The 17,262-nt window shown below is 40.8% G+C and carries 15 protein-coding genes and 1 pseudogene; 6 read left to right on the forward strand and 10 right to left on the reverse strand.

Annotation, left to right across the window (positions count from 1 at the left end):
• Positions 1 to 80: 80 nt before the first annotated feature.
• On the reverse strand, positions 81 to 1,982 hold the full coding sequence (locus H6G26_RS05035) for a DUF1565 domain-containing protein (RefSeq protein ID WP_190728208.1): 1,902 nt from the start codon (positions 1,980 to 1,982) through the stop codon (positions 81 to 83).
• Positions 1,983 to 2,595: 613 nt separating this feature from the next.
• Between H6G26_RS05035 and H6G26_RS05040 the strand changes: the two genes are divergently transcribed.
• Positions 2,596 to 3,651, forward strand: a complete 1,056-nt coding sequence (locus H6G26_RS05040; RefSeq protein ID WP_242053589.1) for a thiamine phosphate synthase — start codon at positions 2,596 to 2,598, stop codon at positions 3,649 to 3,651.
• A gap of 63 nt (positions 3,652 to 3,714) precedes the next feature.
• On the forward strand, positions 3,715 to 3,927 hold the full coding sequence (gene thiS, locus H6G26_RS05045) for a sulfur carrier protein ThiS (RefSeq protein ID WP_190728210.1): 213 nt from the start codon (positions 3,715 to 3,717) through the stop codon (positions 3,925 to 3,927).
• Here the strand turns inward: thiS and blaOXA are convergent.
• Both blaOXA and H6G26_RS05055 read right to left on the reverse strand, forming a co-directional pair.
• A complete protein-coding gene (gene blaOXA / locus H6G26_RS05050) occupies positions 3,924 to 4,826 on the reverse strand; it encodes a class D beta-lactamase (protein WP_190728211.1) in 903 nt (300 codons plus the stop codon). The two genes, thiS and blaOXA, sit on opposite strands and share 4 nt — an antisense overlap.
• 133 nt (positions 4,827 to 4,959) lie before the next feature.
• Positions 4,960 to 6,177: a glycosyltransferase family 4 protein gene (locus H6G26_RS05055; RefSeq protein ID WP_190728212.1), complete on the reverse strand. Its 1,218-nt coding sequence runs from the start codon at positions 6,175 to 6,177 to the stop codon at positions 4,960 to 4,962.
• Positions 6,178 to 7,048: 871 nt separating this feature from the next.
• Between H6G26_RS05055 and H6G26_RS05060 the strand changes: the two genes are divergently transcribed.
• Both H6G26_RS05060 and H6G26_RS05065 read left to right on the forward strand, forming a co-directional pair.
• The gene (locus tag H6G26_RS05060) at positions 7,049 to 8,032 is read left to right on the forward strand and encodes a DUF1517 domain-containing protein (protein WP_190728213.1); all 984 of its coding nucleotides are present in this window, start codon (positions 7,049 to 7,051) and stop codon (positions 8,030 to 8,032) included.
• Between the two features lie 332 nt (positions 8,033 to 8,364).
• Positions 8,365 to 8,742: a calcium-binding protein gene (locus H6G26_RS05065; protein WP_190728214.1), complete on the forward strand. Its 378-nt coding sequence runs from the start codon at positions 8,365 to 8,367 to the stop codon at positions 8,740 to 8,742.
• Positions 8,743 to 8,745: 3 nt separating this feature from the next.
• Here H6G26_RS05065 and H6G26_RS05070 read toward each other — a convergent pair whose 3' ends face one another.
• The 3 genes from H6G26_RS05070 to folB all read right to left on the reverse strand — a co-directional run bounded on the left by H6G26_RS05070 (position 8,746) and on the right by folB (position 11,780).
• Entirely contained in the window at positions 8,746 to 9,306 is a 561-nt protein-coding gene (locus tag H6G26_RS05070) for a sugar O-acetyltransferase (protein WP_190728215.1), read from the reverse strand.
• A gap of 35 nt (positions 9,307 to 9,341) precedes the next feature.
• Positions 9,342 to 10,625 (reverse strand): diguanylate cyclase, encoded by a 1,284-nt coding sequence (locus H6G26_RS05075; protein ID WP_190728216.1) that lies wholly within the window; start codon positions 10,623 to 10,625, stop codon positions 9,342 to 9,344.
• Positions 10,626 to 11,411: 786 nt separating this feature from the next.
• Positions 11,412 to 11,780: a dihydroneopterin aldolase gene (gene folB / locus H6G26_RS05080; RefSeq protein ID WP_190728217.1), complete on the reverse strand. Its 369-nt coding sequence runs from the start codon at positions 11,778 to 11,780 to the stop codon at positions 11,412 to 11,414.
• Positions 11,781 to 11,962: 182 nt separating this feature from the next.
• Here folB and menD point away from each other — a divergent pair, with 182 nt between their 5' ends.
• On the forward strand, positions 11,963 to 13,711 hold the full coding sequence (gene menD / locus H6G26_RS05085) for a 2-succinyl-5-enolpyruvyl-6-hydroxy-3-cyclohexene-1-carboxylic-acid synthase (protein WP_190728218.1): 1,749 nt from the start codon (positions 11,963 to 11,965) through the stop codon (positions 13,709 to 13,711).
• Between the two features lie 51 nt (positions 13,712 to 13,762).
• Here the strand turns inward: menD and H6G26_RS05090 are convergent, their stop codons facing one another.
• The 3 genes and pseudogenes from H6G26_RS05090 to H6G26_RS05100 all read right to left on the reverse strand — a co-directional run bounded on the left by H6G26_RS05090 (position 13,763) and on the right by H6G26_RS05100 (position 15,719).
• Positions 13,763 to 14,425, reverse strand: coding sequence for an alpha-ketoglutarate-dependent dioxygenase AlkB (locus H6G26_RS05090; protein ID WP_190728219.1), 663 nt, complete (start codon positions 14,423 to 14,425; stop codon positions 13,763 to 13,765).
• A gap of 186 nt (positions 14,426 to 14,611) precedes the next feature.
• Positions 14,612 to 14,863, reverse strand: a pseudogene (locus H6G26_RS05095) (DUF4351 domain-containing protein); the annotation flags it as partial.
• 19 nt (positions 14,864 to 14,882) lie between these two features.
• The gene (locus tag H6G26_RS05100) at positions 14,883 to 15,719 is read right to left on the reverse strand and encodes a DUF2887 domain-containing protein (protein WP_190728220.1); all 837 of its coding nucleotides are present in this window, start codon (positions 15,717 to 15,719) and stop codon (positions 14,883 to 14,885) included.
• 141 nt (positions 15,720 to 15,860) lie between these two features.
• On the opposite strand from H6G26_RS05100, the gene menB reads away from it, so the two are divergent.
• On the forward strand, positions 15,861 to 16,694 hold the full coding sequence (menB, locus tag H6G26_RS05105) for a 1,4-dihydroxy-2-naphthoyl-CoA synthase (RefSeq protein ID WP_190728221.1): 834 nt from the start codon (positions 15,861 to 15,863) through the stop codon (positions 16,692 to 16,694).
• Between the two features lie 127 nt (positions 16,695 to 16,821).
• Here the strand turns inward: menB and H6G26_RS05110 are convergent, their stop codons facing one another.
• A complete protein-coding gene (locus H6G26_RS05110) occupies positions 16,822 to 17,136 on the reverse strand; it encodes a hypothetical protein (protein ID WP_190728222.1) in 315 nt (104 codons plus the stop codon).
• Between the last annotated feature and the right edge of the window lie 126 nt (positions 17,137 to 17,262).

A 17,262-nucleotide genomic window follows, 5' to 3' on the forward strand; every position in this document is an offset into this window, starting at 1 on the left:
GACATCAATATTCAAAATTGAGGAAAAAGACTGGAGGGGATGTAAGTCTTTCCCCTCCACCCCTTTTGCCCAATGCTCAATTAATTCAACGGCTCCATAATGGCTCTTAAACCGTTGGTATAGAGTGTTTTGAGCATTTCTTTCGCATTATATTCACTGCTAAATACTCCTGCTTGCATAACTCTCTGACCTTGCCAAACTGTGGAAAACGCACCAGGAGCAAGGTATTGCACTAAATCTTTATCCCTGTCAGTGAAGAGTGGAACTACCACGCGATAACGAATACCGAACTGTGTCGCAGAGTTACCGCCATAAGGAATACTTGCAGAACTTGTTTGCATATTGCGAGTATTACTAATGGGAATATTGTTATTAGGAACTGGTAAAAGTGCTGAAGCACTTGGAGCAGCACTTTGTAGTATTGGTAATGGCTGTTGGGTTTGATTCCTCATACTTGGAACTGCTGGCTGTGCAACTGAATTTGATGGGTACTTAGGAGCAGTAAACTCAATTGTATTCGGCTCAATCCGCACATAATTTAACTGTCGCGGATCAGGCAGTTCTGCTGGGCTTGAAGTTGCAACTTGAGTATTAGTTGGTTTTTGTCTAGCCAACAAGCTGGTAGGAGTAGGAAATCTGGCAACTTTAGAGGTGGGTTGCTGTTGATTTGATCTAGGCGTGGAAAGCGCTACATTGGCTGGTAACAATGGCAGTGTTTGACTGTTTAATTGTGCAGAAACAGGATTATTTGCGGAAATGCTGTTGCTAGTTTGTCTATTAGTACTTTCAGAGACTTCGGGAGCCGAGAAGGTGATTTCCCCCCTTGGTGGTATTTCTCGTAATACATTGTTGGGAGCCGGAGCAGATTCAGAAGTTTGGCTTGCTAGTGCTGTTGTACCGTTGATATCTACCTTGCCAGTGATGCGACTACTCACAAGGTTGTTACCAGCAGCAGAAATCACCTGTTTGGAAGCGCTGGCGTTAATGTCGTGGCGGGCATTATTTTGAAATGCATTACCCCCAGGTTCGGATGCACTACCCAAATCTGGCATTGCTTGGGCGATCGCAACTAAACCATCTTCTTTATTGTCTTGAATAATATTATTCCGTAAAATCGGGCGGGCCTTTGCTTGCACCACAATTCCCGATCTATTGTTCTGGATTTGATTTCCTATGACTACAGGAGCAGCATTTTGGGCAATATTGATGCCAAAACCCGTTTGGTGAAAGATATTTTCCTTCACTTGGGGACTGGAGTTACCAGCAATTGTCATGCCATTGGCTCCGTTGCGATCAAAAGAATTCTTACTAATAGTAGGTGCAGCATTACCACAGACAGAAATCCCATCTTGGGTACTGCCAGTAAATGTATTTTCTGCGATTACCGGATTACTTGATTCAACCCATAAACCGTAACCACGCCGATTAGGGTTGGTTATCGTTACCCCAGTCAGCAAGGTTTGGTTTGCTCCAACAATTGTGACGTTTTGACCGGCAAAGCTCCGACTCAGGTAATCACCACCTCCCTGAATTACAATGTCCTTACCTTGATTGCTAGGGTTACCTTGAATTGAAATACCCGGTTTCATAATTAAGGGAAATTCTTCTCCTGTATCGGCGCTATAAGTGCCCGTGGAGAGCATAATTACAGTATTGGCCTTAGCTAATCGCAACGCTTGGGTAATAGTTTTCACAGGAGCGGATTCGCTGCCATTGCCTGCACTGTCATCTCCACCATTGGGGTTGACAAACAGCACGTTAGCCTGAGAATTTGTTGTCTCACCCAGAGGTGCTGAATCTGGTGTCGATGGCATCTGAGCAATCGCACTACCCAGGAACGCCATACTTGCCGCTTCCATGCCAACGGTAAAAAATAATACTGAAAAAATAAAAAATAAAAGCTTTGCTGATTTCAGAAACCTCAGCCTTGCAGACATAACATCTACTCTACGGTACTTAGGTAACACACGGTAGTGAATCATATTTAACACAACTCCTCAGAAGTAACAATAACTTCTTATACTCTTAGAGAGTATTATGTCGATAATATTACTCAAATATTTACCGAGTGGCGATTTTTAATACAGGGTAATACAGCAGTTTTCTTTTGCATAAGGTACTAAAGTCACTGGTTTTGAGGCAGGAGGCAGATCGCGCAGCGTGTCGTAGACAAGGCAGGAGGCAGGAGGAAAAAGAATAATTTTATTTGTGAATCCTTGGTTCTATACCTCATTTAGTTGCAAAGTGCTGTAAATCCAATTCGCAATTCGCTTTTTCGCCTATTTGCAATTAAACTCAGCCTGACACTAGGAATGTCGACTTAAGCGCAAACCCTTTTAAAACCTTGTTTCCAGCCTATTGCTGGAAATAATTGTTATCGCGAAATACTTGACTAACCTTAGTGCGAAACTGTAGCTTCAAACTACCCTTATCACTGCCATTCGGAACATGAGATAATTCCCGTAACCCTCGATATTACGTTATTTTGCGTGTATTGTGCAAAAATTAAGTAAAAAAAAGCAAATTAATTAACTTATGGTTACTAGGACATATGATAATTCACATTCCGATGAAAGCACTAACGGGGTTGTTGTAATGGTCGAACCATACAGCCAAAAAGAGCAAATACAACAAGTTGTCTACCGCATTTTAGATGCCAATTTAGATCGCGCTCGTGAGGGCTTGCGAATTATCGAGGAATGGTGTCGCTTTGGCTTGAATAATGCCCAGTTGGCTCTGGAATGCAAGCGGCTACGACAAGAGGTAGCTAAATGGCATACCCCAGAATTGCGGACGGCGCGAGATACACCAGGCGATCCTGGGACTGAGTTAACCCATCCTCAAGAAGAACAACGAGCTAGTATCAAATCGGTGTTGCAAGCTAATTTTTGCCGTATAGAAGAAGCATTGCGGGTGTTGGAAGAATACAGCAAGCTTTATCACTCAAATATGGCTAAAGCTTGCAAGCAGATGCGCTATCAGGTTTATACCCTAGAAAGTAGTTTGATGGGTCATCAGCGCCATCAATTATTGTGGCGATCGCATTTGTATCTTGTTACTTCCCCTAGTGAAAATTTGTTAAACAACGTCGAAGCTGCACTAAAAGGTGGATTAACGCTTCTACAGTACCGCGATAAAACCGCCGATGATTCTTTGCGTCTGGAACAAGCTAGAAAACTCCGGCAGTTATGCCACATCTACGGTGCTTTGTTCATTGTTAACGATCGCGTGGATGTAGCTTTAGCTGTAGATGCTGATGGGGTGCATTTGGGACAACAAGATATGCCCATTGCTGTTGCTCGGCAATTACTCGGTTCGCAGCGTCTGATAGGTCTTTCTACCACAAATAAAGAAGAAATGCAAGGAGCAATTTCTGAAGGTGTAGATTATATTGGCGTGGGGCCAGTTTATGAAACTCCCACGAAACTAGGTAAGGTAGCAACAGGTTTAGAATATGTCAGCTATGCTGCTAAAAATTGTTCAATTCCTTGGTTTGCTATTGGGGGAATAGATGCCAATAATATCAATGATGTGATCGATGCAGGAGCCAAACGTGTGGCGGTGGTGCGATCGCTCATGCAAGCTGAACAGCCTACCCTAGTAACACAATATTTGCTTTCCCAACTCAATCGCATTAAACCAGAAATTTAAAAGAGTCATTAGTCATTTGTCCAAATTAAGTAACCAATACCTAATTCCCCATTCCCCATATTTATGTCTAATGAGATTACGGTTCAGGTAAATGGGGAAACCCATAGCTGCTCATTTGAAACTCTTTTACCCGATTTGCTCCAACAGTTGGGTTTCCACCCCCGTTTGGTGGCTGTAGAGTATAACGGCGAAATTTTACACCGCCAGTTTTGGGCGGAAAAAAAAGTGCAACCAGGCGATCGCTTAGAAGTGGTAACTATTGTTGGTGGTGGTTAGTTAATTTGAGCCAGCAAGCCCAAATCCTTGAGGCTACGTCGTGTAATTTCTATGCGGGCGGGTGCATCCTCTGCTTTATCCATATCAAGGGTTGTTGCGAAAAAGTAGACGTTTTTATTTTGCTCTAAATAACCCACGAACCAACCAACGTTTGGTTTAGTAGTCGTTAACCATCCCGTTTTTCCCCGCAGTGTGTAATCTGGAGTTTGTTCGCGTACCATAATGTCTTTGACAAGATTTATTGTCCTTTGGGAGAAAGGTAAATCGCCTTGATATAACCGTTGCAAAAACTTAATTTGCTCTTTGGGTGTAATTTGCAATAGCTGCTGTTGTAGCCAAAAACGATCAATGTCTGCGGCTGTGCCAATTTGACGGTTTCCGTAACCTACTTTATTAATAAATTGCTGCATTCGTTCATATCCAGTCCTACGTGCTAGTACTTGATAGAACCAAACAGTTGAATCTTTAAAGGCTTGACGCAAATTCGTATCATGATTCCAGGCATCAATTTCTCGATGAATTCCATCCCAAGTGAGAATCGCCACATCATCAGGAACTACGCCTGTTTCTAAAGCTACCAGCGCGTTAAAAATTTTGAATGTCGAAGCTGGAGCGATCGCAGTTGCATTACGTTTAGAATTGTGTTCATAAATGCGATTATTTTTTGAGTCGTAAATCAAGATAGAACCTTCACGCCCAAATTCTTGAAAGTGTCGCCCTAAATTTGGTGCTTTAACAATAGGAGGTTCAGATGAGGTTGAAGTCGGTTGAGCCAGAACATACATTGTCCCAAAGCTAATCAGACTCAATACAGTAAGACATCCAAGCACTGTGAAGATAAGTGATTTGATTCGGTAACGCCGAAGAAATCGCCTTATGCGAAACAAGATATTTTTCATTACATATTTAATCGAATCACACCTGAGATTCTACACAGCAATCTTGCTCATTTTCAAAACTATTTATGCCGTACTTTACTGCTATTAGTTGTTGGCGATCGCTCAACGTGAATTCATCTTCCAAAATCGCGTTTCACTCCTCTGATTTGTAAAGCGACCGATGCAGAGTTCTGCGCTTGGCTAATTCTTTACCTTTGCGGCCAAGCTGCTCACGTAGTTGCTGGTCTTTGCACAACCGATTGAAAGCTTGAAAAACTTCATAACCAGAATTGGGATTAACCAGTATCCCATTCTCTTCATGCTGAACTGTGTCTAGAACACTGCCTAAGCGAGGGGCAATTACAGGCTTACCGAAGTAACTTGCTTCTAAGTAAACCATACCAAAACCTTCCATATTATTAGGTTTAGCATCTAATAAAGTCAGCATGGCAAATATGTCGCAAGCAGCATAATAACCTGCTAATTCTCGCTCTGGCACATATCCGGCAAAGTGGACGCGTTTATGTACTCGCAAACGATGCGCCAGAGATTTCAGTTCAGATTCACTTGGGCCTTGACCACAGATTATATAGTGGACATCTACCCCAAAAGTTAGCAATAGTGGGATATTATCAATTACTCGGTCGAAACCTTCATGTTTTACTAGCCTTCCTATGGAGAGAATAACTATTGCTGATTCGGGAATATTGTACGCCTGACGCATACGAACACGTAAATCATCAAGGCTGCTGGGACTTGCTACATTATTACCAAATTTTTCTGGTCTGATTACTGGGTTAATGACATGGGTAGGAGTATCTAATCGGAAAGCAGTTCTGAGATAGTCTCGTGTATAAGAACTGTTACAAACAATACCTTCGGCTCTATGAAGTGTTAGTTTAAATAGCGATCGCAGTACGGGATTATGTAATGTACAAAGAAAATCATTGCCGTGCAGATAGATAAAAAAGCGAATAGGTAGAAAATAGCTCAATAGCAACAGCGAAGGAAAGTCATAGCCGTGGCCCCACTCTATATAACGGTAGTGATAGCGAAAATAGAGTTTGATTGCTAAAACAAATGAGCAGACAATATTGACTAAAGGTTTCAAGATACTTCCCACAAAGCCACTACGCCAGCATCTAGGATAAAACCAGCGATACACGGGAAACTCTTGACTTTCATCAAATACTTTATCTCCTGAGCAACTAGCCGCCAGCACAATTACTCGTTCTGGATCTTGGAGACAGCGATTATAGATATATTCCCCAATTACAGCTTCTTTCGGCAGAAATATCCGGGATATAACTAGGATATCTGGGTACGCAGCTTTGTCTCTGATTTCGGCTGTTAGTTGAGAAATATGTTCCATAACCAACTTGATAATTTTACTTCAAATAATTTTAAATTTATTTACAATTAGGATTACTTTCAAAACCATAAGTCTTATTTTATTTCTTTTAAAACCAATGTGGTAGACAAATTTGAAGGCTATTTTAGAAGATTAGCCAAGAAGATTATTTTTTATTGTGTTGAGTTTATTTTTGCTGCAAATTTCCCACTAATTGAGAACTTATGTGCATGATGAACAATAAATAAAAGCTAGCACTTGTAGCTAAATTACTTAGTAAAAAATTGTTGCGAAAATTACTTACATCCAATAGAATATCCTGAATAGTATAAACTATGGTGCCAAAATGCCAAAATTTTGGATAAGTATTTGATAGCTACTTAGTGTCTGGCTGCAATTACTGATAAGCATCACGGCTACTTGTCAGCCTGCTCAGTATACTTAAGTAAAAAGCGATGATATGTATTAAATAGGACTTTGATTTTAAAATATCCTCTTAGTCTTCTGACAAAACAAGTAGAGTTAAGTATTAAAAATTTAGTCAAAATAACCATTAAAAATTAGAATCATCTGTATAATTTAAGACTTTAGCCTAAAGTGCTAGTCCAAAACGTAGCAGCAATTGCCCATAGGCGTAGGCTGTTGTAGACATCGCAACTTTTTGTAAACATGAACATATCTTAAGGTACGGTTCCCCAGCCGAGAAATCCCCCCTGCGCTCGCTGCCTATCCAAGAGAAGACGCGGTAAATTGAATATGTAGCCTTTAAAAGTGAATGCTACGTGAATGCTACAAAGCAAGCTTTTACGGGCTGGCGTTAGCGACAGATTGAAACACTCCTACCAGCATGGGGAGAAATCATAAATAATTCCGTTTTCCAAGCGATTGTATTATGCGTAAAAAACTACAACAAACCATCAAACCACTGTTAAAAACCTTCTTAGCGCTAGGGCTGGTGTTAACTTTGGCTTTTAGTCACGCCGATGGAGCATTAGCGGCCCGCAGTGGAGGTCGAATCGGTGGTGGCTCCTTTAGAGTACCTTCTAGCCGCACCTATACACCGCGCACCTATGCACCTCCTGGCGGGGGCGGATACTATCCTGGTGGTGGTTTTGGTGGTGGTTTTGGCTTTCCCTTCCTACTTCCCTTCTGGGGTATTGGGGGAGGATTTGGTGGTCTATTTGGCATCTTAATCTTCTTTGCGATCGCTAATTTCTTATTGCAAAGTTTCCGTCGCGTCTCTGGCGGTGAAAGTGAAGAAGTAGGGTACAGCAGTAACTCTCCTGTTTCCGTGACTCGTTTGCAAGTAGGTTTGTTAGCTCAAGCCCGTGAATTGCAAAATGAACTCAACCACATTGCTGAAACTGCTGATACTAACAGCCCAGAGGGGAGAGCAGAAGTTCTACAAGAAGCCAGCCTAGCTTTACTGCGCCATCCCGAATACTTTGTGTATGCAGGTGGCGGCACTCAACAAGCCAGTTTAAATTCAGCTGAAGGTCAATTCAATCGGCTATTACTGGCAGAACGCAGCAAGTTTAGCGAAGAAACTCTTTCTAACGTCAACAACCAGCTAAAAGCAGCCCTTACCAAGGATGCTTTACCTCCGGCTGGTGAACTCGACAACCCTACGCGCCTATTTACCGAAGGCCCTGGTGAATATATCATCGTTACCTTGTTAGCGGCAACGTTAGGTAAGTTTGAAATTCCCACAGCGATTAACAGTGCTGATGATTTGCGTCAAGCTTTGCGGCAAATTGGTAGTATCCCCAGCGAAAGACTTTTGGCAATTGAAGTTCTTTGGACTCCGCAAGCTGAAAATGATACCTTGACATCTGATGATGTACTGGCAAATTATCCTGATTTGAGACTTGTTTAATCTTCAATAATTTCACGTTCGCGCTAAAACGCTAATACCTAAGTTGGTATCTTGGCGCGACAAATTAAGTTCCCCCTTGAGGGCAATAACTAGAAAACCGTTTGTCAATCACAAACGGTTTTTTGTATAACTTAGATATACCAAGACTTACGCACTGAAAACCGAAACCTAGACACCCTATAAACAAAGGGTAACCCTAAAAGCGCCCTTTTTAAGGGAGTTGGGGGATCTCTCTGCCTAAGTCCTATATACTTAACTATATTTTAGAAAAACTATTCCTAGCCAAAATTTTGGTATATTATCAAAGTGCATTATACGTAAAGCGTTATCTTATGCCTAGTGTTGAAGCCGACGAAAACCGAGAGCATCGCATTAAAACAGAGATCATTGTAGATGCTGAAGATAAAGAAGACAGGGCTATGGGTTGGTACTACTACCTTGAGGAGGCTCTGAATTTTCCCTTTATGGCTAAATGGGCTAAAAAGGGACGCAAGTCAGCTGCTGAGGAGAAACAAGTCGAAGTGCTGGGAATGGCCCCAGATGATGAGTGTTTAAAAGATATGCTTGTAGAAGTAGCTTACATTAATGGTAAGGATGATGATGTATATTCTGCAAAGTTATCTGAAATAACAGCCATTGATGTTGACAGTGAAACTCAAGAAGCGATCGCAGACTGGCTCTATTGGATTGCTAGAGGATATAAGTTTTGAATTCTAGGATAAATACCGAATGACGCGGCAGGGATTACCAGCAGCGACAACATTCTCAGGTATATCTTTGACAACTACACTGCCAGCACCAATGGTTGTTTTATCACCAATAGTTACACCTGGACAAATAATTGCACTGCCACCAATCCAGACATTGTTACCAATGCTAATTGGGGCAGCTAATTCTCTTCCAGAAAGACGGATTTCTGGCTCTACAGGATGATAAGCAGTATAAATTTGCACATAAGGAGCGCATAAAACATTTTCACCAATGTGAACTGTATTACAGTCTAAAATTACACAGCCATAGTTCATATACAATCTGTCACCAGCGAATATATTACTGCCATAGTCACAGTGAAAGGGTGGCACAATTAATGTTTTGTGGCCTATCTTTCCAAATAATTCTTGCAAAATTTGCTGCCGTTGCTCTTGCTGTTCTTCAGTTGTAGAATTGTACCTTCGCAACAGACGACTAGCTCGCTTGTTTTCGGCAGCTAATTCTGGATCTTCCGGCAGATATAATTCCCCTGCAAGCATTTTCTGCTTTTCGGTTTTTTCCATGACAGACTTATGGGGCTTGTTTTTGTTTAAGCTAATTAACTAAATATCGCATAAGTAGCTTTCCCCTGCCGTTTAGCTCGGTACATAGCAATATCAGCATCTCGCAGCAGAGTTGCAGGCTCCTCATAATTGCTAAAATTCCAAGTAATACCAATACTAGCTGTAGTAGATAATTGATATCCATTCAGGTTAATTGGCAATCGTAAGGAGTCTTGAATCCGTTTGGCAACATTGGTAGCGTCGTTAATGTCTTTAATATCTTCTAAAAGAACAGTAAACTCATCGCCACCAAATCGTGCTACAGTATCGCCACTGCGTAAGCACGACTCTAAACGTCTAGCGATCGCTACTAAAAAATCATCTCCTATTCCATGCCCAAAGCGATCGTTAATCTCCTTAAAGCCATCTAAATCCAAAAATAAAACTGCAAAATAATAATCGCTTCTGCGTTTACTACGTTCAATTGTTTGCCTGAGCCGATCTAAAAATAAAACACGATTCGGTAATGTTGTCAGTCCATCATAAAACGCATTACGGATCAGTTGCGCCTCCGTCTCCTTGCGTTTGGTAATGTCTTGAAAAACTAAAACTGTGCCACTAATATTGCCATTGTGATCGCGGATGGGTGCAATATTATCGCCAATCGCTATTTCTTTGCCATCTTTGGTAATCAGTGTACAGTTTTCTGGTAAATTGAAAACTTCATCGGCTTTGATTACATTTGTCGCCAAATTTTCAATTTTTTCTCCTATTTCTTTGTCAACTAAGTTAACGACTTCTATTAAATCTTTACCAAACGCTTCACTTTGCTTCCAGCCAGTGATTAGTTCTGCTATGGGATTCATCATTCGAATACAACCATTTGCATAAGTTACAATCACTGCACAGCCCATACTGTTAATAATTGCCGTCAGCCTCTGTTTTTCTTCGTATAATATTTTTTCGCTCTGATGTTTATAAAGTGCCATTTCAATTGCAAAATGTAAATCGCTTTCAAGAAATGGTTTGGCTATGTAACTAAAAGACTCACTTAGCTGATTTTTATGTAATGTTTTATATTCAGAACTATCCGTTAAATATACTACGGGCACATGGAACTGATTCTGGATAATATCCACTACGTCTACACCGTCGATTTCCCCAGCTAGTCCAATATTAATTAATACTAAATTTGGATGAGTTTCTGCTACCTTTTTTATTACTTCTTCACCAGAGTCAGTTATTTCTGAAACGGAATAACCTAATTTCTGTAAACTTTTTCTAATATTTGAGGCTAGAATTTTTTCATCCTCAACAACTAGGATTTGGCGAGCGAACATTTTACAATAACCTGTTTGCTAAGGTTAAGATTTTTATTATGAGTGTTAACTTTAACTAAAAATCCTTATTTTATCATAAACAATCTCTAGCTACCGTATCTTATTGTTTGATATAAATACTGACTAATCATCTAATAGCATCATGTTATTAAGCTGCCATAATTTCTGTGCTTATCAAAGCTAATTTTTGATTATTTAATGTAGTTAATATCATGCTATCAACATGAGATATAAATTCCCAGCAATCAAAAACCGATTTTTAAAGATACGCAATATTTTTTGGTAAAAAGCTATAAGCGATTATAGTATTTATTTAAAAATTAAGCAAGAATGACAATTCATTAAATTACTGCATATTAGTTTAATCTAAGCAAAAAAAATTAACAGAGTGTAATATATGTAATATGATATTAATATCAATTCACTAACTTACTACTAAAAATTAATCATTATCTAGGATTAAGCTGTTTAAAACTGCTTCATCTACAAATAATTTGGAGCGCAAGTTACCGTTTGAAACTGTTTTAAAAGTTTAATTTTGAGTCAAATGGTATTACTTAAAAATATTTATAAATTTTAATTAATACTTAATTATAAATACTGTTATCTGAAAATATGCAAGTTAAATGCTCATTAGCAGATCACATGATTTTTTAGTTTTATGAGAACTATCTGGTGCTGGGGGCGATGGCAAGAAAGGTTATATTTGTCAGATACTTCCACTCTCCACCTAAACCCCCTCTATTTGCTAGGTTATAGATATTGAGAAAAAACGTGTTTTATGGTTTAGTGATTGGACTTACTTTTAGTAAGTTCAATGCTAATTTTGCCACCAAAGTCTGGAATAGGTGCGGCAGGTTTGCTCAGAATGACTTGGACTTGTGTTACACGATCGCATTCTTGCAGAATAGAATCTGCGATCGTTGTTACCAATTTCTCTATCAAAGTAAACTTAGACGTTTTGACTAGATGTTGTATCAAGCTGATGACGCTGCGATAATCTAAAGTGTCTTCGATCGCGTCAGTCTTGGCCGCTGTGGAGATATCCAACCATAACCTCACATCCACCTCAAACCATTGTCCTAGCACCTGTTCTTCTGGCAGATACCCAGTGTAGCCATAGCAGCGAATTCCCGTTAAATAAATGCAGTCCATAAAAGTTTGAGAGCAAATTGGGCATTTTGTAGAAAGTGGAGCAAGTTTGCTTGGAGATTTTCTTCCCCACAAACTCGCGTGGCGGTGTTGGGTTCCATCTCCGCATTTTTCAAACTTTCCCAGATGGATTTTAAATTGAATTTCCCTAAATAAAATCTAAAATTTAAGATTGTTTTATAGCTATGTTTGATTTAATGCCGATCGCCTTTAGGAATGTTAATCAACTTTGGGCTTATATTTTAACAGAAACGCTAAAGCGGTTGGGATTGACGTGTGCCATCATTTGTCCTGGATCGCGCTCTACACCCTTAGCAGTAGCCTTTGCTCAACAAGCACCTCAGATTAAAGCGATTTCCATTCTCGATGAACGCTCCGCCGCCTTTTTCGCCTTGGGACAAGCTAAAGCAACCGGACGCCCTGTAGTACTAGTTTGCACCTCTGGTACAGCAGGAGCAAATTTTTATTCAGCAGTAATTGAAGCCTCATATAGTGGTGTACCACTGTTACTGTTAACTACCGATAGACCCCCAGAATTGCGAGATTGTCACTCTGGGCAAACTGTAGATCAATTGAGATTATATGGAAACTACCCAAATTGGCAAACAGAGTTAGCCTTACCCTCTGCTGATATGGGAATGCTAGCTTACCTGCGACAAATGGTAATTCATAGCTGGGAAAGGGCGCAAACTCCTACAAAGGGGCCAGTACATTTGAATATTCCTTTTCGCGATCCTTTAGCACCTCTTCCTGATGGAACCGACTTGAGTTATTTGCAATCACAGTTTCAACCAGAAGACTTTTTCGCAGGAATAGCAAACCCACTCCCCATTCCCTATTCACCATTCCCCATTCCCCAAGAATGGAAAGAATGCGATCGCGGCATTATTATCGCAGGTGTTGCCCAACCGTTGCAACCAGAAGAGTATTGTAGAGCGATCGCGCACCTTTCCCAAACTCTCAAATGGCCAGTGCTAGCTGAGGGACTTTCCCCAGTGAGAAATTATGCCGAACTCAACCCTTATTTGATTTCGACTTATGACTTGATTTTGCGAAATCAGCAAGTAGCAAAGCAGCTAGCACCCGAAATGGTTATTCAGGTTGGAGAAATGCCTACAAGTAAAGAACTGCGAACCTGGATTGATGCAACGCAACCGCGACGTTGGGTAATTGACAAGAGTGACCAAAACCTTGACTCTTTGCATGGAAGGACGACGCATTTACGGATATCTGTAGAAGACATCAAGGTAGAGGAGAGAAATTTATCTTTATCCTCAGACTATGGCAAGAAATGGTGTGATGCGGAAGCTAAGGTTAGGTTAGCTGTTGACCAGACGATGGAGAAAATAGATGAAATAATTGAGAGTAAAGCAGCTTGGTTAATTTCTCAGATTTTACTGCCAGGAACGCCTCTGTTTATTGCCAATAGTATGCCTGTGCGGGATGTGGAATATTTCTGGAAACCGAATAATTTAGGAGTGCGATCGCACTTTAACCGGGGTGCAAATGGCATTGATGGCACATTATCCACAGCTTTAGGAATTGCCCATCGACAGCAAAGTAGTGTAATGTTAACGGGAGATTTAGCACTGTTGCATGACACCAATGGTTTTTTAATCCGCAATAAGTTTCTCGGACATCTGACGATTGTGTTAATCAACAACAATGGCGGTGGGATTTTTGAAATGTTACCTATTGCCAAATTTGACCCACCATTTGAAGAGTTTTTCGGCACTCCCCAAGATATTGATTTTGCTCAGTTATGTGCTACTTACAATGTGCAGCATGAATTGATTACTTCTTGGCAACAGTTGCACCAAAAATTAAACCCACTACCAGATACAGGAATTAGGGTTTTGGAGTTGCAGACAAATCGTAAAAAAGATGCCAAGTGGCGACAGGATAATTTGAGGAGATTTGCCGCAGATATTTAGTATTTAAGTATCTCGTTAGATATTGCTAAATAGAAGTATGAGATATACCGATTAAGTCAAACACTTGATAATTCTAAATGTTAAGTTTATTCTTGGCATTACAGGCTTTGAGGTTTTAGGTATTTGGTGCTGCCAATATTCTTGTGTTTTACCTTTCATAATTAAAAGGCTACCATGAGTTAAAACCAACTCTACTTTTTTTAATTTTTTATCGAATTTATGCCTAAGTTGGAATTTTCTTTCACCTCCAAAACTGACAGAATAAATAACTGGATATTTACCTAATTCTGGCTCATCATCAGAATGCCAAGAAACACTGTCTTTGCCATCACGGTAAAGATTGAGAAGAACACTATTAAAGGAAAATTCTGCTATATCTTCAACTCTCTTCTTTATTAATAACAACACTGGTGTCCAAGGCATTGGATTCATTTTAATTTTTGAATATGTATAACATTTACCAGTGTCGCCATACCATGCAGTCAGTCTGGGTAAGTTTATCTCTTTGCCATAGCATTTTATTTTGTCTTGCTGCCAATTAACTTCTATAAATAACCTCTGGAGTATTTCATCACTTTCCTCCACTGTAAAATAGCTAGGATAGTATGTAATTTCTGCATCAGGTACAGAAAGATGGTCTATCTGCAAGTGTGAACTATGTGCAGATTGCTGCCAGAGGTTCAGGCTTAATTGATTATCGGTATCATATTTCATTCAATAAATGAAATCTTTATTTTAGGTTATTGCTTAACGCCAATACTGGATACAACATTCCAAGTCAAACGCGGCTTTCTGCTTTCTTGAATAGCATCATAAATTTGACCTAAATTGCTTGGCTCTTCACTAACTAGTCTATCACTCGCAGGTATCGCCCTCATCCTCTGCGCCTCCAGGTAAAACTTACCCGCTTATTTCACCTTGTAACCACCCTTCCAAATCAGCAAGAGTGGAGAAATCCAACAAAGCATCAGCTAAAGCTTCTAACTGTTCCACCGATAACCCTTGAATCTGAGACAGAAGCGCATCAGGAAGTGCACCCACAAGCCGGTTTAACTGTCGTAAAACGACCTTTCTTTCTCCTTCTTCCTTTGCTTCCCGAATCGCCCGTGGTTCTTCCAAATTCAGTCCCAACATCGCTGCAATCTCCTCTCGACGTGTCTGTGGGTGAAACTTACCCGCTTACTTCAACTTGTAACCATGCTTCCAAATCGGCAAGAGTAGAGAAATCCAACAAAGTATCAGCTAAAGCTTCCAACTGTTCCACCGATAACCCTTGAATCTGGCACTGAAGCTGTTCAGGAACAGCACCTACCCGTCGGTTTAATAGTCGTAAGATAAGCGATCGCGCTTCTTCCTCTCGTCCTTCTTCCTTTGCTTCCCGAATTGCCCGTGGTTCTTCCAAATTCAGTCCCAACATCATTGCAATCTCCTCTCGACTTAGGTTAGAAAACTTGTAGACGATAATCGTCGTCACCAAATCAATTATCGCTTGCTCCGACTGTTGCCGTGCTCGCTCCAGCAAAAACCGCGCCCCTTCAACTGCTTTCGTTTCAGAAGTAACATTTGTCAGCAACATCAAACCCAATCCCAAAGATTGTTGTCGCAAATCCCCCAACTCATCCAGATAAATTCGCTTGACTTGACCACTTTCTAGCAAAGCGCGGTGAATTATTGGTTTGGAAGGTTCAAAACTGCCAGAGCCAAAAATTATTACTCCAAACCAGTCTTCGTAACGGATAGAGTGGCGGTAGAGGAACAAAAATAATTCGCTAAAGAAGCGGTGATATAAATCTTCATCTTTTTGAAACTGGACTTCAGCAAAAAAGACGGTTTTGAAAACTCCATTAGCCGGAGGTAAAAACACTCCATCAATCCGAAACGCGGTTTCTTTCACTTCAACCGATTCAAACTGGTAGTTTTCCGCTTCTGAGGGTGGTTCATCTACTAGTTCAAACAGTAATCCCGGAAATTGCTTGAACAATTTATAAAAGATGGTGTCACGTCGCATTTTTATTCCTCAGCACCCAGACGATTACCAGATTGTAAAGGCTTGAGACACCAATTTTAGCGTAGGCGTAGCCCACCGTAGGTATCGCTTGTCCCTGCGTCCGCGATAAAATTCTCAAGCACAACACCGCATTCCATACCAATGCAAATTAACTGGCAAACTGCCAAAACCTACGAAGATATTCTGTATCAAAAAACTGATGGCATTGCGAAAATCACCATCAACCGTCCCCATAAACGCAATGCCTTTCGTCCTGAAACAGTCTTTGAACTGTACGACGCTTTCTCTAATGCTCGTGAAGATACTACTATTGGTGTTGTCCTATTTACAGGCTACGGCCCACATACTGATGGCAAATATGCCTTCTGTTCAGGTGGCGATCAAAGTGTGCGGGGACATGCGGGTTATGTGGACAATACTGGCATCCCCCGCTTGAATGTCCTGGACTTACAACGCCTGATTCGTTCGATGCCGAAAGTGGTGATTGCTTTAGTAGCTGGATATGCGATCGGTGGTGGACACGTCCTACACTTAATTTGCGATCTTACCATTGCCGCAGATAACGCCATTTTTGGACAGACTGGCCCGAAAGTCGGCAGTTTCGACGGTGGTTTTGGAGCCAGCTATCTCGCCCGCGTTGTGGGGCAAAAAAAAGCTAGAGAAATTTGGTTTCTCTGCCGTCAATATGATGCACAACAAGCCCTAGAAATGGGCTTAATTAATTGTGTCGTCCCAGTCGAACAACTAGAAGCAGAAGGTATTCAATGGGCGCAGGAGATTTTAGAAAAAAGTCCGATCGCAATTCGGTGTCTCAAAGCTGCGTTCAATGCTGATTGTGATGGACAAGCTGGTTTACAAGAACTTGCTGGCAATGCCACCCTACTCTATTACATGACAGAAGAGGGTTCTGAGGGCAAACAAGCCTTTCTCGAAAAGCGGCCACCAGATTTTCGCTCTTTTCCTTGGCTACCTTAAAACTGCAAAAATCGCACCCTTTAGCGGGGTGCGATTTTTGTATATATCAACTTTTACAGCACTAAAAATTTTAAAAACAAATCTTATTTTAAGCAAACTACAAAATTAGTTCAGTAATAATGGATGACTAAATAACCACTGCTTTAGTCTTTATCTGTTCAGATACAGAGGCAGTTATTTCCTCTACAGGGATAAGAGCAGCATTGTCTAAATTTGAGGCTAAGGAATGAGAAGATGTTAAAACTGGGGCTGCATCTGGCAAACTCCAAGCATCTTCCAAGGTTTCCCAAGAAGGTGCAAAAGGTGGAAGCGCCAAAGAGCAAGCCTTCCAAGTTCCTTGAACTGGCGCTCCCAATTGCTGGCACGTTCCGCCACGGCGACCTTCTGGCTGGTAATGACGGCAATATCTACAGGCAGATGCTAAAAATTTAATGGGTTTCATTTGGATTTATTTTTAATGCCGTTTCCGGCTGAATCTCACCTTTATATTTTGCTTCTATATATAAAGACGTATAAAAGCCAAAAAGCCATTATTTTCTATAGGTTTCAGCGATCCCGACGAAAAAAT

This window comes from Nostoc sp. FACHB-888, from assembly GCF_014696655.1.
Lineage (GTDB): Bacteria > Cyanobacteriota > Cyanobacteriia > Cyanobacteriales > Nostocaceae > Nostoc.

Bases quoted from the DNA above. Each gene is read 5' to 3' on its own strand.
- H6G26_RS05035 (WP_190728208.1), bottom strand. From the start codon at position 1,982: ATGATTCACTACCGTGTGTTACCTAAGTACCGTAGAGTAGATGTTATG.
- H6G26_RS05040 (WP_242053589.1), top strand. From the start codon at position 2,596: ATGGTCGAACCATACAGCCAAAAAGAGCAAATACAACAAGTTGTCTAC.
- thiS (WP_190728210.1), top strand. From the start codon at position 3,715: ATGTCTAATGAGATTACGGTTCAGGTAAATGGGGAAACCCATAGCTGC.
- blaOXA (WP_190728211.1), bottom strand. From the start codon at position 4,826: ATGAAAAATATCTTGTTTCGCATAAGGCGATTTCTTCGGCGTTACCGA.
- H6G26_RS05055 (WP_190728212.1), bottom strand. From the start codon at position 6,177: ATGGAACATATTTCTCAACTAACAGCCGAAATCAGAGACAAAGCTGCG.
- H6G26_RS05060 (WP_190728213.1), top strand. From the start codon at position 7,049: ATGCGTAAAAAACTACAACAAACCATCAAACCACTGTTAAAAACCTTC.
- H6G26_RS05065 (WP_190728214.1), top strand. From the start codon at position 8,365: ATGCCTAGTGTTGAAGCCGACGAAAACCGAGAGCATCGCATTAAAACA.
- H6G26_RS05070 (WP_190728215.1), bottom strand. From the start codon at position 9,306: ATGGAAAAAACCGAAAAGCAGAAAATGCTTGCAGGGGAATTATATCTG.
- H6G26_RS05075 (WP_190728216.1), bottom strand. From the start codon at position 10,625: ATGTTCGCTCGCCAAATCCTAGTTGTTGAGGATGAAAAAATTCTAGCC.
- folB (WP_190728217.1), bottom strand. From the start codon at position 11,780: ATGGACTGCATTTATTTAACGGGAATTCGCTGCTATGGCTACACTGGG.
- menD (WP_190728218.1), top strand. From the start codon at position 11,963: ATGTTTGATTTAATGCCGATCGCCTTTAGGAATGTTAATCAACTTTGG.
- H6G26_RS05090 (WP_190728219.1), bottom strand. From the start codon at position 14,425: ATGAAATATGATACCGATAATCAATTAAGCCTGAACCTCTGGCAGCAA.
- H6G26_RS05100 (WP_190728220.1), bottom strand. From the start codon at position 15,719: ATGCGACGTGACACCATCTTTTATAAATTGTTCAAGCAATTTCCGGGA.
- menB (WP_190728221.1), top strand. From the start codon at position 15,861: ATGCAAATTAACTGGCAAACTGCCAAAACCTACGAAGATATTCTGTAT.
- H6G26_RS05110 (WP_190728222.1), bottom strand. From the start codon at position 17,136: ATGAAACCCATTAAATTTTTAGCATCTGCCTGTAGATATTGCCGTCAT.